This is a genomic window from Kineococcus sp. NPDC059986 (assembly GCF_040702905.1).
Classification (GTDB): Bacteria; Actinomycetota; Actinomycetes; order Actinomycetales; family Kineococcaceae; genus Kineococcus.
This window is the reverse complement of the sequence record NZ_JBFBND010000034.1, coordinates 15,905-30,499: the sequence shown is the minus strand read 5'-3', so window position 1 is coordinate 30,499 and position 14,595 is coordinate 15,905. Positions and strand designations below refer to the sequence as shown.

The window sequence follows — 14,595 nt, the reverse complement described above, 5'->3', positions numbered from 1 at the left end:
GGTGGTCGCTACCGTGACGGCATGCCTGGACCTGCGGTGCTGCAGCCGTACGACCCGACCTGGCCCGCGCGGGCGACCCGACTGCTCACCGCCGTGCGCGCGGCGCTCGCCCCGCTGGGCGTGGCCGAGGCGTTCGAGCACATCGGGTCCACGGCCGTCCCGGGGTTGCCCGCCAAGGCCTACGTCGACCTGCAGGTGACGATGTCGGAGTTCCCTGAACCCGCCGTGCTGGACGCGGCGCTCGCGCCGACGGGTTTCGAGCCCGCGGTCGGCGCCCGCCCCGATTCACCCGGGGTGCACCGCGACCTCCCGCGCGGCGCGGAGGTCGTCGCGGACGACGTGTGGCGCAAACGTCTGTTCGTCCGCGACCGGTACGCCGCGTTCAAGGCCGCGGCCGCCGCCGAGCACGCCGGCGACCCGGACTTCGACGACTACACACGCGCCAAGACGGCGTTCTTCGACGAGGTGCAGGACGAGTTCGAGGCGTGGGGTCGCCGCGCCTGACCGGACCGGTCTGCGGGTGTCCGGCGCACCGACGGCGTGGGGGTGGGGGGTGCACGTCCTGTTGTGGGTGGGCGTCGCGCTGATCGTCGTCGGGTTGGTCCTCAACCTCGTCCCCATCTCGGGCACCAGGCGACGCGTCTTCTGATCCGCCGTCCCCTGCGACGGGTGGCGCCGACGGCGACGCCACCCGGACGCAGGGTTCTTCACGTCCGCGTCCACACCAGCGAGTGCCGCCAGAACAGGTGACGCCGGATCCTCGCCCCTGGCACCACCCGCTGTGCCACCGCCCGCACCTGCGCCAGCGTCGCCGTGGCCGGTGCGGTCGGGGCGGTCATGGCCACCGGGCGAGCGACTGAACCACGGCGTCGGGTCAGCAGTGCCCCGACGAGGAGGTTGGCCGGCACGGCCGCCAGGCTCAGGGCGCGGTCGAGGGGGCCCTGTTCCCGGTGCAGGCCGAGGACGACGAGGGTTCCCCCGGGCGCGAGCAGGTCACGCAACCGGGTGAGTCCCGCCTCGAGCGGGACGTGGTGCAGGACGGCCAGGGCCGTGACGACGTCGTACCCGCCGGGCAGGTCGGCGGTCAGCAGGTCACCGCGGCGGAACTCGACCCCGCCGGACGGCTCCGTCCCGCCGACGACGGTGGCGTCCCGGTCGATCCCCGTCACGTGGTCCGCGCGCCGGGCCAGCCGCCGCGCGAACTCCCCCGTCCCGCAGCCGACGTCCAGCGCGGAACCGCAGCGTCGCGGCAACCGCCGTTCGATCCACGGGTGGTACCAGGCGTTGTGGTCCCAGGGGTGCGCCGCGTTGAAGCGGTCGCACCACGCGACGACGTGCCCGGTCAGCGGGGAACCCCCGCCTCCCGTGCGATCCGCTGGACGGTCTCCTCGTCGAGGAGGAACAGTTCCTCCCCGTCGCCGGGGGAGGGGATCGCCAGGACGCTGGAGAACACCGTCCCGGCTTCGTCGACCTCGACGAGCAGCGCCCCGTGCCCGCGCAGGATCCGTTCCTGACCGTGGGGCGCGAACGGGTCGCTGCGGTTCGCCACCCCGGGAGCGACGAGGGCGGTGAGCCCGGACGGGAACGTCTGCGCTGCCGGGTGGTGGTAGTGCCCGGACAGCACGACCCGCACGTCGGACCCGGCGAGCGCGGCGAGGAGGTCGGCGGGGTTCTGCAGCTTCAGCGCCTCGTGCAGCACGGTCGGCGCGGGCACGGGGGAGTGGTGCAGGACGACGGCCGACCCGCGGGGTGCGGGGGTCGCCAGTTCCGCGCGCAGCCAGTCCAGCTGCTCGTCGTCGAGGAACCCGTACCCCCGGCCGGGGACCGAGGAGTCCAGCACGACGACGCGGAACCCGTCGACGTCGTGCACGGACCGCACGGGTCCGAGGACCTGCGCGAACTGCTCCCGCGTGTCGTGGTTCCCCATCGCGAACACCGCGACGCCACCGTGCGTGCGGGCGAACTCACCCACGAGGTCCCGGGCCGTCGTGTACGACGCGACCGTCCCGTCGTCGGAGACGTCCCCGGACACCACGACCGCGTCGAGGGACCCGATGCCGTGCAACGACTCCAGCACGTGCCCGAGCGCGGCCGTCGTGTCGACGAGGCCGTTGTGCAGGGCCCCGCCCGCCAGGAGGTGCGTGTCGGACAGGTGCAGCAGCCGGGTTCGGGTCACTGTTGCGCGTCCCCGGAACCCCCGGTCGGGCTGCTGCCCCCGGTGGCACCGCTCGTCGGCGACCCGGAGGGGCTCGGCGAGGAGGACCCGGTCGGGGACGCCGACGGCGTGTCCGTCGCCGTGGGCTGGGCCTGGACGACGAGGTTGATCGCCGTCCCCGAGTCGACCTTCGTCCCGGGCTGCAGGCTCTGGTCCACCACGGACCCGGGTTCGCCGTCGCCCTGGGCGGAGGTCTCCCGGGTGTTGACGTTGAACCCGAGGTCGTTGAGCTGCTTGAGCGCGTCCGTCTGGGACTGGCCCACGACGTCCGGCACGGTGACCTGCCCACTGGCGATGTTCAGGCCGACCGCGCTGCCCTTGGGTGCTGAGGCGCCGATCTTCGGGTCGGTGGAGACCACTTCGCCCTTGCCCACGGAGGCGTCGTCCACGGTGTTGACGTTGCCGACCGTGAACCCGGCCTCCTGCAGCGTCTGCCGGGCCGCCTCCTGCGACTGCCCGCGCACGTCGGGGACCTGCACCGCGTCGGGTCCGGACGACACGACGACGTTCACGGTGCCGCCCACCTGGACCGGCGTCCCGGCGGCGGGGTCGGTGCTGACGACGTTTCCGGCGGCGACCGTGTCGTCCGCGGCCTGCGTGACGTTCGCCGTCAGGCCGGCACCCTCGATCGCCTTGCGCGCGTCGGACTCCGAGGAGTTCACGACGTCGGGCATGGCGACGGTCGCCGGCGTCGAGGCCGTCGTCTGGGTCGGGGACCCGCTCCGCCCGTCCTGGTTCGACAGCGCCCACACGACGACGCCGATGCCGAGCACCAGCGCGACGATGACGAGGATCCACGGCCAGCGGCGCGGCCGGTCCTCCTCGAGCGGACCGTCCTCGGCGATGCGCGGCAGCGTGCCCGTGGCGGGGCCGACCGGCACGGGCGGGGTGACGGTCGTGGGCGCGGCCGCGAACTGTTGGGTGGCCTGGGCGGTCGGCGGCAGGCTCGCCCCGCGCAGGGGGCGGCCCTCGACGGCGCGGCGCAGGTCGTCGGCGAAGTCGCCGGCGCTTTGGTAGCGGTGCTCGCGGTCCTTCGACAGGGCCATGAGCACGACGTGGTCGACGGCCGGCGGGATGTCCGGCACGAGCGCCGACGGCGGCCGCGGCTGCTCCGAGACGTGCTGGTAGGCGACCGCCACGGGGGCGTCACCGGTGAACGGCGGGCGGCCGGTGAGGATCTCGTACAGCAGGCAGCCGGTGGAGTAGAGGTCGCTGCGTGAGTCGACCTGCTCGCCGCGGGCCTGCTCCGGCGACAGGTACTGCGCGGTGCCCATGACGGCGGACGTCTGGGTCAGCGTCGCGGAGGAGTCGCTGACGGCCCGGGCGATGCCGAAGTCCATGACCTTGACCTCGCCCGCAGGCGTGATCATGACGTTGGCGGGCTTGATGTCGCGGTGGACGATGCCCATCCGGTGCGAGTACTCCAGCGCCCCGAGGACGCCCTCGGTGTACGAGAGCGCGTCCGTGATCGCCAGCGGGTGGTCGGTGCGCAGCATGTCGCGCAGCGTCCGGCCCTCGACGTACTCCATGACGATCCACGGCAGTTCGACGCGACCGCCGCCGTGCTCGGTGAGGTGGTCGGAGCCGGTGTCGTAGACGGCGACGATCGAGGGGTGGTTCAGCCCCGCCGCGGCCTGCGCCTCCCGGCGGAAGCGCGCCTGGAAGGAGGGGTCGCGTGCGAGGTCCGAGCGCAGCAGCTTCACCGCGACCGTCCGCCCGAGGCGGGTGTCCTGGGCCACGTGGACCTCGGCCATCCCGCCGCGACCGAGCAGGTTCCCGACCTCGTAGCGGCCGCCGAGCACGCGCGGCGCCGGCACCCCGTGGCCAGTCGTCGTGTCCGTCACTGCTCTCCCCGTCCCCTGCGTCCTGTGTCCCTGCTCCTGCGGAAGTCAGCCATCGAGCGCCGCCTCCATCACGGTCTTGGCCACCGGTGCCGACAACCGGCCGCCGTAGGCGCTCTCGGTCGACCCGCCGTCCTCGATGACCACGGCCACCGCGACCTCCTTGCCGTTCTTCTCGGCGAAGGAGGTGAACCACGCGTAGGGCGGCAGCCCCGTCCCGTGCTGCGCCGTGCCCGTCTTGCCGCCGACGGTGGCGCCGTCGATCTTCGCGCGCGTCCCGGTGCCGTTGCTGACGACGAGCTCCATCATCTGCTGCAGCGTCTTCGCGGTGCCCGAGCTGACGGCCCGGCCGAGTTCCTGCGGCGACGGCTGCTCGATGACGCTGCCCGAACCGCCCGCCTCGCTGACCTTGGCCACGAGGTTCGGCTTCATGACGACGCCGTCGTTGGCGATGGCCGCGGACAGCATGGCCACCTGCAGCGGCGTCGCGACGTCGCTGCCCTGGCCGATGGCCGAGTACGCCAGCAGCGGGCCTGCGACGGCGTCACCGGTCGGGTAGCGGCTCGTGGCGACCGACGTCGGGATGGACAGCGACTGCCCGAACCCGAACTTGCCGGCCTGCTCCTCGATCGCGTTCGCGCCGAGCTGTTCACCGAGCGAGCCGAAGGCCGTGTTGCAGGAGATCTTCAGCGCGTCGGACAGCGACACCTGGTTGTTCGGCCCGCACGCGGTGCCCTCGTCGTTCTTGAGGGTGTTGTTCGTCTGCGGCAGGTCGAGCTCCTGCGGACCGTCCAGCATCGAGTCGGCGGTGTACTTCCCGCTCTCCAGCGCCGCGGCGGCCGTCACGAGCTTGAACGTCGACCCCGGCGGGTACAGCGCGGACGTCGCGCGGTTCACCAGCGGGTCGTCCTCGTCGCCGTTGAGCTGCGTCCACGCCTGCTGCTGCGCCTTGGAGTCGTGGGAGGCGAGCGTGTTCGGGTCGTAGCTGGGGCTGGACACCATCGCCAGCACGTTCCCCGTCTGCGGGTCGAGAGCGACGACGGCGCCCTTGCGGCCCGCGAGCGCGTCCCAGGCCGCCTGCTGCACCTTCGGCTGCAGCGTCAGCGTCACGTCGGCGCCCTGGGGCTTCTCCCCCGTCAGCAGGCTCGAGAGGTTCCGGTAGAACAGCTCGTCGGCCGACCCGGACAGCACGTCGTTCTCGGCGCGTTCGATGCCGGCCGTGCCGTAGCGCAGCGAGTAGTAGCCGGTGACGGGCGCGTAGAGCTGGCCCGCCGCGTAGGTGCGCTGGTACTCGTACGGGTCCTTGACCGGCTGGCTCGTCGCGACGGCCGCGCCACCTTGGACGAGGATCGCGCCGCGCTCGCGGCCGAACTCGGCGTACAGCTGCCGGGAGTTGCCCGGCATGGCGTTGAGCCGGTCCGCCGAGACGAACTGGATCCACGTCGTGGACGCGAAGAGGGCGAAGAAGAGGAACGCCACGACGAGGGACAGGCGGCGCAGGGGGCGGTTCATACGGTCCTCACCGCCTGGGTCACGCCGGTGTCGCCGTCGGGTCCGTTGCGGACCTCCGCGGCCGGGCGGCGGGCCAGGTCGGAGACCCGCAGCAGCAGGGCGACGACGATCCAGTTCGAGACGAGCGAGGACCCGCCGGCGGCGAGGAACGGCATCGTCAGACCCGTCAGCGGGATGACCCGGGTGACGCCGCCGACGACGACGAACACCTGCAGCGTCACGGAGAACGCCAACCCGGCGGCCAGCAGCTTGCCGAACCCGTCGCGCACGCCGATCGCCGTCCGCAGCCCGCGCTCGACGAGCACCACGTAGAGGATCAGCACGGCGAAGAGGCCGACGAGCCCGAGCTCCTCACCGAGGGAGGAGTAGATGAAGTCGGAGTTCGCGAACGGCACCGTCTGCGGGCGACCCTCGCCGAGCCCCGTCCCCGTCAGCCCGCCGTTCGCCATCCCGAACAGGCCCTGGACGAGCTGGTAGCTGTCACCGCTGCGGTTCGCGGCCGTGAAGGGGTGCAGCCAGATGTCGACGCGCTCGCGGACGTGCCCCATCGTCGTGGCCGCGAAGACGGCCGCTGCGGAGAACATCAGCAGCCCCAGGACGATCCACGACACGCGTTCGGTCGAGACGTAGAGGACGGCGACGAAGAGCCCGAAGAACAGCAGGGACGTCCCGAGGTCGCGCTGCAGGACGAGGATGCCGATGCTCGCCACCCACGCCAGCAGGATCGGCCCGAGGTCGCGCGCCCGCGGCAGCTGCAGGAACAGCACCTTGCGCCCCGTCAGGCTGAGCGCGTCCCGGTGCACGACGAGGTAGCCCGCGAAGAACACCGCGAGGCAGATCTTCGCGATCTCCCCGGGCTGGAAGGACAGCGGTCCGATCCCGATCCAGATGCGCGCGCCGTTGACCGTGCGGCCCAGCCCCGGCGTCAGCGGCAGCAGCAGCAGGACGAGACCCGCGACCGCGGCCGTCCACGTGTACCGGCGCAGGATGCGGTGGTCGCGCACGAACACCAGGACGACGCCGGCGGCGACGATCCCCAGCGCCGACCAGATGAACTGCCGCGACGCCGCCGAGGAGTCCAGCGCGAGGTCGAGGCGGTGGATCATCACCAGGCCGATGCCGTTGAGCAGCGTGGCCACGGGGAGCAGCAGCGGGTCGGCGTGCCGGGCCCGCCAGCGCAGCAGCAGGTGCAGGAGGACGGCGAGCCCGCCGAGCCCGCCCGCGTACGCGAACAGGTTCGGCGGCATCGACCCGTCGATGGTCAGCCCGGTCACGGCCCAGGCGCCGCCGGCGATGACCACGGCCAGCAGCACGAGCGCGAGCTCGACGTTGCGGCGGGTCGTCGGGTAGACGGGCAGCACGGTCGCCATCAGCCGACACCTCCGCAGTCCTCGGGGCTCAGGGTCTGGGTCGGGGAACTCGTGGGGGAACCGCTCGGGGTCGCGCTCGGGGTGGCGGTCGCGTCGGGGGTGGCGGTGCCGTTCGGCGCCGGCGAGGGGACGGCGGTGGTCGCCGCGACGGCCGCCCGGCAGGCGGCGGCGTTGTCCTCGAGGTTGGTGACGAGTTCGCGCGCGTCGGCGAGGCTGCCCGTCGTGACCCGCGCCCGGACGCGCGTGGACCACGTCGTCGAAAGGTCCGCCACGGCGATGTCCGTCGTCTGCAGGACGTGGGAGGTCTTCAGCGGGCCGATGTCCTGCGACAGGCCCTGGTAGATCGCGACGGTCCCGGCGTCGTCGCCGACGAAGTACTGCTGCTGGCTCCACCGCCACACCCCGAGCCCACCGGCTGCGAGCAGCAGCACGAGCAGCAGGGGGCCGGCGATCCAGCGCAGCCGACGGCGGCGGCGCTCGCGGTCGGTCAGCGGGGGGCGATCGTCGTCCTCCGAGTCGTCGCCGGACTCGTCCTGCGCGGCGCGCAGGGCGGCGGCGCGGGCGGCCGGTGTCCCGGCGGCGGACGAACGGCGGGGGCGGTGGAAGGCGGCCGCGCCGACGACCTGCGGGGTCGTCGACGGGGGCGCGCCGCCACCGAGCTCGACGACGTCGGCGACGACGCAGGAGATGTTGTCGGGTCCGCCGCCGCGCAACGCGAGCTCGACGAGCCGCTGGCAGGTGGTGTCCGGGTCGGCGCCCGCGGCGAGGGTCTCCTTGAGCGTGTCGTGGCTGACGACGCCGGAGAGGCCGTCGCTGCACAGCAGGTAGCGGTCGCCCGGGCGGGCCTCGCGGACGGAGACGTCGGCCTCGTCGTCGTGGCGGCCGGTGAGCACGCGCATGATCACCGAGCGCTGCGGGTGCCGCTCGGCCTCCTCGGGGCTGATCCGGCCCTCGTCGATGAGGGTCTGGACGTAGCTGTGGTCCTTCGTGAGCTGCGTCAGCTGACCGTCGCGCAGCAGGTACCCGCGCGAGTCGCCGATGTGCGCGAGCACGAGCCGCGACCCCGCCCGCAGGATCGCCGTGACGGTCGTACCCATCCCGGCGAGGTCCGGTTCGGCCTCGATGCGCCGGCGCAGCTGCTCGTTCGCGGCCTCGATGGCCTCGTGCAGGTGCTGGGCGGCGTCGTCGCTGCCGTGCGACTCCCCGTCGAGGGAGGACATCTCGCCCACGGCGAGGGAACTGGCGACGTCGCCACCGGCGTGGCCGCCCATGCCGTCGGCGATTACCAGCAGGTGCGGTCCGGCGTACCCGGAGTCCTGGTTGGTGGTGCGGCCCAGTCCGACGTCCGAGCGCGCGGCGTAGTTCAGCGCGATGGCCACGAGCTACCTCCGGAGCTCGAGCACGGTCTTGCCGATGCGCAGCGGCGTCCCGGGCTCGAAGGGGGCGGGGGCGGTCAGGCGGTCGCGGCCGAGGAACGTGCCGTTGGTGGACTGCAGGTCCTCGACCGTCCAGCCGTCTCCGGCGGGGTTCGGGGTGATGCGGACGTGCTTGGTGGAGGCGTACTCGTCGTCGAGGACGAGCGTGCAGTCGCTGCCGCGGCCGATGAGGACCGCGTTCTGGCCGACCGCCAGGGTGGTGCCGCGCAGCGACCCCTCGGTGACGACGAGCGTCGCGCGACGCGGGCGGGCCGCTTCTGGCGACGCCTCGACCGGGTCACGCCGGGGACGGGCCGTCGCCCGCTCGGTGCGGCGCGTCGTGACGCGGGTGCCGAGCAGGTCGGCGCGCAGGACGCCGACGATGGCCAGGACGAACAGCCACAGCACGACGAGCAGCCCCAACCGCAGGACGGTGAGGGTCAGTTCGCTCACGGGCGCGTCCCCGGCCGGCCCGTCACGTCCAGCCCTCGTCCCGCCGCGCGGCGTGGAAGACGATCTTGCTGCGTCCGACGGTGATGACGGCTCCGTCCCACAGGTCGAGCGAGGAGACGCGCTCACCGTCGACGAAGGTGCCGTTGGTGGAGCTGAGGTCGGAGACCCGGGCGCCACCGGGGGCGACGCGGATCTCGGCGTGCCGGCGGGAGACGCCCGGGTCGTCGAGGACGACGTCGGCGTCCGACCCGCGGCCCAGGACGGTGACGGACTCCGCCAGGACGTACCCGCGACCGTCCACCTCCAGCCGCGGCCGGCCGGCCTGGTCGGTGCGGGGGGTGGCCGGGGCCACCCGTCCCTTCACCGTCGAGGACAGGACGCGGAAGACGCCCGTCTCGAGGTCGTCGGCCTCGTGGAAACCGACGCGCACCGGGCCGACGAAGCTGTACCGCTGCTTCTCGGCGTGCTGGGTGACGGCGGCGACCAGCTCGTCGGACAGGGTGTCCTGCCAGGAGGCGATCTTCTCGTGGTCGGCCGGGCCGAGCTCGACGATGAAGCTGTTGGGGACGAGCGTGCGCCCCCGGGACAGGACGGCCGCGCGGTCGTCCAGCTCGCGGCGCAGGGCGCTGGCGACCTCGACGGGCTGCACCTCGCTGCGGAAGGCCCGAGCGAACACACCGTTGACGGCACGTTCGACCCCGCGCTCGAAGCGGTCGAGCACTCCCACGGTGGGCCTCCCTCCAAGATCGCGTCCAGTCGTACGGGCCAGGCAATCGTAGCCGGGCACCCCCTGCCTGCCCGTGGAGCGGCGGTGAGCGGACGTGGAGGTGGCGTGTGGGCAGTTCCGGGGCTGGTACGGTTGCTCCCAGCACGCGCGAGTGGCGGAATAGGCAGACGCGCACGGTTCAGGTCCGTGTGCCCGAAAGGGCGTGGGGGTTCAACTCCCCCCTCGCGCACGTGTGGCAGGGCCCCGGTCGTTCCGACCGGGGCCTTCGTCGTCTCCGGAGGGGGGGTGCGCATGTCAGGACGGGTCCTCGCGCCGGCGGTCGTCGCCCTGCTCCTCGTGGCGGGGTGCCAGGACGCCCCGCCCGTCCCCCGCGCCGTCGCCCCCACGGTCGTCGGACTGCCGGACGACCCGTCGGCGCCCCGGCTTCGGAACCTCGACCCCGGTGCGGGCGGGGACGTCGCCGAGCAGACTCACGACGGGGACGCGTGCGCCCGCATGGGCCAGGGGCGGTCGGTGCACGACGACGGGTCCCACCGGGTGCCGGCCGACGAGACGGACGACCTGCGCCTCGTCTTCGCGGCCCGCACGGACGTGTCCTCCGCGGTCGGGTACCGCGAGGACGGTGGTGACACCGTCTTCTTCTGCACGGGATTCCGGCTGCGCGAGGACAGCAGCGGAGCGTCGTCCGCGACGATCCCCGTGCCGACCGACGACGACGTCGAGGTGACCGTCGCTGGGTCGGGGTCGGGGTACGGCCCGGGGGAGAACGTCGTCGACTACTTCGGCTGGGCCGCCTCCGACGTCGCCGCCGTCGTCGTGCGCACGCCCGACGGCACGGACCGCGTCGCGGCCGTGCAGGGGAACGTGTGGTGGGCCGCCCCCGTCGTCGACGCGTCGGTGGCCGCGCGCTCGACCGAGGCGACCTGGCGGGCCCTCGACGCGTCCGGTCGGGTCCTGGCCCAGGGCGGCACCCGCCCGGAGTGAGTCCGGTCAGGACCCCGTCGTGCGCGGGGCCGCGTCCCAGCTGGCGAGCAACCGCAACCCGTCGTGGGCGGGGGACCCGGGTTCGGCGCTGAAGACGAGGAGCGTCAGGCCGGGGTCGGCCGTCGGCTGCAGCGACTCGTACGCCAGTTCCAGGTCGCCGACGACGGGGTGGTGGTAGCGCTTGGCGCCCGTGGAGTGCAGGCGCACGTCGTGCGCCGCCCACCGGGTCCGGAACTCCTCGCTGCGCGTCGACAACTCCCCGACGAGGTCGCTGAGCCCCTTGTCGAACGGGTCGCGGCCGGCCTCGGTGCGCAGGACCGCGACCGTCTCGTCGGCCGCGCGGGACCAGTCCGCCCAGAAGTCGCGGGCGCGGTCGTCGAGGAAGGTGAAGCGGGCGGTGTTGGGTTCCTGACCCGTCGCGCGGGGCGTGGCGAAGACGGGGGCGTACAGGGCGCGGGCCATCCGGTTGAACACCAGCACGTCGAGGCGGCCGTTGCGGACGTACGCGGGCAGGTCCCCGAGCCCGTCGACCACGCGGCGCAACCCCGGCCGCACCCCCTTCGGCGCGGGACGGCGTCGCGTGCGTGCCGCCGGCCCCGCGCTCCGGGCCAGGTCCGCCAGGTGGGCGCGTTCGGCCTCGTCGAGCTGCAGGGCCGCGGCCAGGGCGTGCAGGACGCTCTCGGAGACCCCGCCGAGGTTCCCGCGTTCGAGGTGGGCGTAGTACTCCACGCTCACCCCGGCCAGGGTGGCCACTTCGCTGCGCCGCAGCCCGGGAACACGACGGTTGCCGTGCACGACGAGTCCGGCCCGTTCGGGGGTGATCTTCGCGCGGCGGGTCGTCAGGAAGGTGCGGATCTCGTCGCGGGTGTCCACCCGTCCGATCGTAGGTCGGTCGGGGGGCCGACTGCGGGTGCGAGGGGTGGTCTGCCGTCACACCCTTCACCAGTGCCTGTCGCGCCGGCCGCGGCGCCGGTCCACTGGGAGGGCACGTGGCACCGACCGGAGGAGACACCATGACCACGCGGACGCGAACCCTCGGCACCGTCGACGGCGGGCTGACCGTCTCGGCCCTCGGCCTGGGTTGCATGGGGATGAGCCAGAGCTACGGGCCGAACCCCGGTGACCGGCAGGAGATGGTCGGCGTCCTGCGGGGTGCCGTCGAGCGCGGGGTGACGTTCTTCGACACCGCCGAGGTGTACGGCCCGTACGACAACGAGGAACTCGTCGGGGAGGCCCTGGAACCCCTCCGCGACCGCGTCGTCCTCGCGACGAAGTTCGGCTGGGACATCCAGGACGGGAAGTCCGTCGGCACCGACAGCCGGCCCGAGCAGATCCGCCGCGTCGCCGACGCCTCGCTGCAGCGGTTGCGGACCGACCGGATCGACCTCTTCTACCAGCACCGCGTCGACCCGGACGTCCCCGTCGAGGAGGTCGCGGGGGCCGTCGCGGAACTCGTCGCCGCCGGGAAGGTCCTGCACTTCGGGTTGTCCGAGGCGGGTGCCGGGACGATCCGGCGCGCGCACGCCGTCCACCCCGTCACGGCGCTGCAGAGCGAGTACTCGTTGTGGACCCGGGAGATCGAGGCCGAGGTCCTGCCCGTCCTCGACGAGCTCGGCATCTCCCTCGTCCCGTTCAGCCCGCTCGGCAAGGGTTTCCTCACGGGGGCCGTCGACACCTCGACGGAGTTCGCCGCCGACGACGTCCGCACCCGGATCCCCCGGTTCACCGAGGAGAACCGTGCGGCGAACCAGGCGCTCGTCGACCTCGTCCGCCGGGTGGCCGGGAACCTCGGCGCGACGCCCGCGCAGGTCGCGCTCGCGTGGCTGCTCGCGCAGCGGCCCGACATCGTCCCGATCCCCGGGACCCGCCGGTTGTCGCGGTTGGAGGAGAACCTCGGCGCGACCGAGCTCCAGCTCGGGGCGGACGACCTCGCGGAACTGTCCGCGGCGGCCGAACGTCTCGGGGTGGCGGGGGAGCGCTACAACGCGGCGATGCAGGCCATGACGGGGTTGTGATCCGGGACCCGGCGCCGCTGGTGGAAGGGGTGTCGGGGCCGGGCGGGGAGTGCCACCATCGAGGCGTGGACGACTCCCCGCGACGACCGCTCCTCCTACGCGTGCTGCGACGGGTGTGGGGAGTGCTCTCGCTCGTCGTCACCGACCGCCGGAAGCCCCCGCGGATGCCGCTCGGGAGCTTCATCCCGAACAGCGACGGGGACGGCGGTCGCGTCATCTCCAGCGGGCACCCGGGCGGGCGCTGACGTCAAGACGGGGCGGGGACGAGCCAGACGTCGACGGCGAGCTGCTCGGGCGGCACGTCGACCAGCCGGTCCGCGGCGCTCGACGTGAGGCGTGAGAACCACGCCATCGACAGGTCCGACCCGTCCTCCCGTCGCTCCCCTCCGAACGCGATGAGGAGGCCGCGGGGCTCTTCGCCGCCGGTGACGAGGGTGAGGGTCTCCCGCGCCGTGGCGTCAGCGGACACGGACGGTTCCACGTCGGCGGCGAGACCTCGACTCAGGCCACGCAGTGTCCGGGGTTGAGTGGCGACGACCACGGACGTCGCCACGATCTCCGTGCCCGTCCACGTGCCGCGGACCGTCACCACGTCCTCGGCTGCAACGGTCGAGTCCGCGGGGAGCAGGACCGGGACCCCTGCGCCCACCGGTTCGCCGGCCTTGGGGCCGTCGTCGTCACCCAGCGGCAGGAGCAGCAGGGTCCCGTCGTCGTCCTGCAGGGCGCCGTCCACGTCGACGGGGTCGCCCGGGGTGAGCACGAACTCGTGCAGGCGGGCGAGCGGGAGACCGGTCAGAGCGGTGTCGGACACCCGGACCAGTGCACCAGCACCGGGCGGTCGTGTCGAGGGCGGAAGAAACCCGCGACCGCCCTGGCTTGCACTCCCATGGCAGACGTCACGACGGAGAACGCCCTCCTTGACCTCGTCGGTTCCACCCGCAACAGCGTCCTGGCGACGCTGAAGCGGGACGGCCGACCGCAGTTGTCCAACGTCACCCACCACTACGACCCTGACCGCCGGGTCGTCCGGATCTCGGTGACGGCGGACCGGGCGAAGGCGCGGAACCTCGAACGGGACCCGCGCGCGAGCCTGCACGTGAGCGCCGCGGACTTCTGGAGCTGGGTCGTCGTCGAGGGCGACGCGAACCTGTCCGCCGTCGCGCAGCGCGAGGACGACGAGGCCGTCGAGGAACTCGTCGACCTCTACCGGGCGCTCGCGGGTGAGCACCCGGACTGGGACGACTACCGCCGCACGATGGTGCGGGACCGGCGGCGGGTGGTGCGCCTGCCCGTCGGCCGGGTCTACGGGCAATTGCCGAGCTGACAGTTGCCGAGCTGACGTGCCCGGGTGACCCCCGCGGGTAGGTTCGCGCCATGGCCGTCATCCACCGCGCGACGCTGACCCCCACCAAGCTCGAGGCCGTCCTCGACTGGCTGCCGTCGCAGCCGTGGGCGCCCGCGCTCGAGGGGGAGGCCGTCGTGGCGGGTCGGTTCCGGTTCGACGACCCCGCCGGGGAGGTCGGCGTCGAGACGCTGCTCGTCCGGACCGCGGACGGCACCGTGCTCACCGTGCCGCTGACCTACCGCGGCGCACCGTTGGACGGGGCCGCGGACTTCCTCGTCACGGAGATGGACCACTCGCTGCTGGGGCGGCGCTGGGTCTACGACGCCACCGGTGACCCCGTGTACGCCGACACCGTCCGCCGGGCGATCGCGACCGGCGGGCACGAGGCCGAGGTGCAGCGCGCGGTCGACGGTCGCCTCGAACCGGGCTCGAAGGAGGGTTTCGCGCAGGGCGGCGGGTCCGCCGCCGACTCCCCGACGGTGACCGAGGTCCGCACCAGCACCGAGGGCTCGGTGACGACGGTCGACACCGGGCACGGCCGCCTCCTCGTCCTGCGCGTGCTCGGCGGGGACGTGCCGGCGGGGGAGACGCTCACGGCCCGCTGGGACGGCGCGGACCCGGCCGTCGTGGTCGTCCTCGCCCCCTGACGCGCTCCCCCCGCGGTGGCGGGGTCGGGGGTGCGCAGGTGAGCGGGCGGTTGCGCGGGGAGCGGCGGACT

The 14,595-nt window shown here is 73.5% G+C and carries 16 protein-coding genes and 1 tRNA gene; 7 read left to right on the top strand and 10 right to left on the bottom strand.

The window, feature by feature from the left end:
• The first annotated feature begins 21 nt into the window (after positions 1 to 21).
• Positions 22 to 504, top strand: a complete 483-nt coding sequence (locus AB0637_RS20165) for a GrpB family protein (RefSeq protein WP_366174476.1) — start codon at positions 22 to 24, stop codon at positions 502 to 504.
• Positions 505 to 707: 203 nt separating this feature from the next.
• Here the strand turns inward: AB0637_RS20165 and AB0637_RS20160 are convergent, their stop codons facing one another.
• From AB0637_RS20160 to AB0637_RS20125, 8 genes are all read right to left on the bottom strand, one after another.
• A complete protein-coding gene (locus AB0637_RS20160; RefSeq protein ID WP_366174475.1) occupies positions 708 to 1,253 on the bottom strand; it encodes a class I SAM-dependent methyltransferase in 546 nt (181 codons plus the stop codon).
• 89 nt (positions 1,254 to 1,342) lie between these two features.
• Positions 1,343 to 2,176 (bottom strand): metallophosphoesterase, encoded by an 834-nt coding sequence (locus tag AB0637_RS20155; protein ID WP_366174474.1) that lies wholly within the window; start codon positions 2,174 to 2,176, stop codon positions 1,343 to 1,345.
• A complete protein-coding gene (gene pknB / locus AB0637_RS20150; RefSeq protein ID WP_366174473.1) occupies positions 2,173 to 4,059 on the bottom strand; it encodes a Stk1 family PASTA domain-containing Ser/Thr kinase in 1,887 nt (628 codons plus the stop codon). Before pknB ends, AB0637_RS20155 begins: the two co-directional genes overlap by 4 nt.
• A gap of 45 nt (positions 4,060 to 4,104) precedes the next feature.
• A complete protein-coding gene (locus AB0637_RS20145) occupies positions 4,105 to 5,568 on the bottom strand; it encodes a penicillin-binding protein 2 (protein WP_366174472.1) in 1,464 nt (487 codons plus the stop codon).
• Positions 5,565 to 6,938, bottom strand: a complete 1,374-nt coding sequence (locus tag AB0637_RS20140; protein ID WP_366174471.1) for an FtsW/RodA/SpoVE family cell cycle protein — start codon at positions 6,936 to 6,938, stop codon at positions 5,565 to 5,567. Before AB0637_RS20140 ends, AB0637_RS20145 begins: the two co-directional genes overlap by 4 nt.
• Complete coding sequence (locus tag AB0637_RS20135; RefSeq protein WP_366174470.1) at positions 6,938 to 8,317, bottom strand: Stp1/IreP family PP2C-type Ser/Thr phosphatase; 1,380 nt, start codon at positions 8,315 to 8,317, stop codon at positions 6,938 to 6,940. Before AB0637_RS20135 ends, AB0637_RS20140 begins: the two co-directional genes overlap by 1 nt.
• A gap of 3 nt (positions 8,318 to 8,320) precedes the next feature.
• Positions 8,321 to 8,806, bottom strand: coding sequence for an FHA domain-containing protein (locus AB0637_RS20130; RefSeq protein ID WP_366174469.1), 486 nt, complete (start codon positions 8,804 to 8,806; stop codon positions 8,321 to 8,323).
• Between the two features lie 22 nt (positions 8,807 to 8,828).
• Positions 8,829 to 9,533 carry a DUF3662 and FHA domain-containing protein gene (locus AB0637_RS20125; protein WP_366174468.1) on the bottom strand — a complete coding sequence of 235 codons (705 nt, stop codon included), beginning with the start codon at positions 9,531 to 9,533 and terminating at the stop codon, positions 8,829 to 8,831.
• 145 nt (positions 9,534 to 9,678) lie between these two features.
• Between AB0637_RS20125 and AB0637_RS20120 the strand changes: the two genes are divergently transcribed.
• Positions 9,679 to 9,762, top strand: a tRNA-Leu gene (locus AB0637_RS20120).
• Positions 9,763 to 9,818: 56 nt separating this feature from the next.
• Positions 9,819 to 10,517, top strand: a complete 699-nt coding sequence (locus AB0637_RS20115; RefSeq protein WP_366174467.1) for a hypothetical protein — start codon at positions 9,819 to 9,821, stop codon at positions 10,515 to 10,517.
• Positions 10,518 to 10,523: 6 nt separating this feature from the next.
• On the opposite strand, the gene AB0637_RS20110 is transcribed toward AB0637_RS20115, so the two are convergent.
• Positions 10,524 to 11,390, bottom strand: a complete 867-nt coding sequence (locus tag AB0637_RS20110) for a helix-turn-helix domain-containing protein (RefSeq protein ID WP_366174466.1) — start codon at positions 11,388 to 11,390, stop codon at positions 10,524 to 10,526.
• Positions 11,391 to 11,530: 140 nt separating this feature from the next.
• On the opposite strand from AB0637_RS20110, the gene AB0637_RS20105 reads away from it, so the two are divergent.
• Positions 11,531 to 12,532, top strand: coding sequence for an aldo/keto reductase (locus tag AB0637_RS20105; protein ID WP_366174465.1), 1,002 nt, complete (start codon positions 11,531 to 11,533; stop codon positions 12,530 to 12,532).
• A gap of 65 nt (positions 12,533 to 12,597) precedes the next feature.
• Positions 12,598 to 12,777: a hypothetical protein gene (locus AB0637_RS20100; RefSeq protein ID WP_366174464.1), complete on the top strand. Its 180-nt coding sequence runs from the start codon at positions 12,598 to 12,600 to the stop codon at positions 12,775 to 12,777.
• Positions 12,778 to 12,779: 2 nt separating this feature from the next.
• Here AB0637_RS20100 and AB0637_RS20095 read toward each other — a convergent pair whose 3' ends face one another.
• Positions 12,780 to 13,343 carry a hypothetical protein gene (locus AB0637_RS20095; protein ID WP_366174463.1) on the bottom strand — a complete coding sequence of 188 codons (564 nt, stop codon included), beginning with the start codon at positions 13,341 to 13,343 and terminating at the stop codon, positions 12,780 to 12,782.
• A gap of 75 nt (positions 13,344 to 13,418) precedes the next feature.
• Here AB0637_RS20095 and AB0637_RS20090 point away from each other — a divergent pair, with 75 nt between their 5' ends.
• Both AB0637_RS20090 and AB0637_RS20085 read left to right on the top strand, forming a co-directional pair.
• Positions 13,419 to 13,856, top strand: coding sequence for a PPOX class F420-dependent oxidoreductase (locus AB0637_RS20090; protein WP_366174462.1), 438 nt, complete (start codon positions 13,419 to 13,421; stop codon positions 13,854 to 13,856).
• A 50-nt stretch (positions 13,857 to 13,906) separates the two neighbouring features.
• Positions 13,907 to 14,524 carry a hypothetical protein gene (locus tag AB0637_RS20085; RefSeq protein WP_366174461.1) on the top strand — a complete coding sequence of 206 codons (618 nt, stop codon included), beginning with the start codon at positions 13,907 to 13,909 and terminating at the stop codon, positions 14,522 to 14,524.
• Positions 14,525 to 14,595 lie beyond the last annotated feature (71 nt).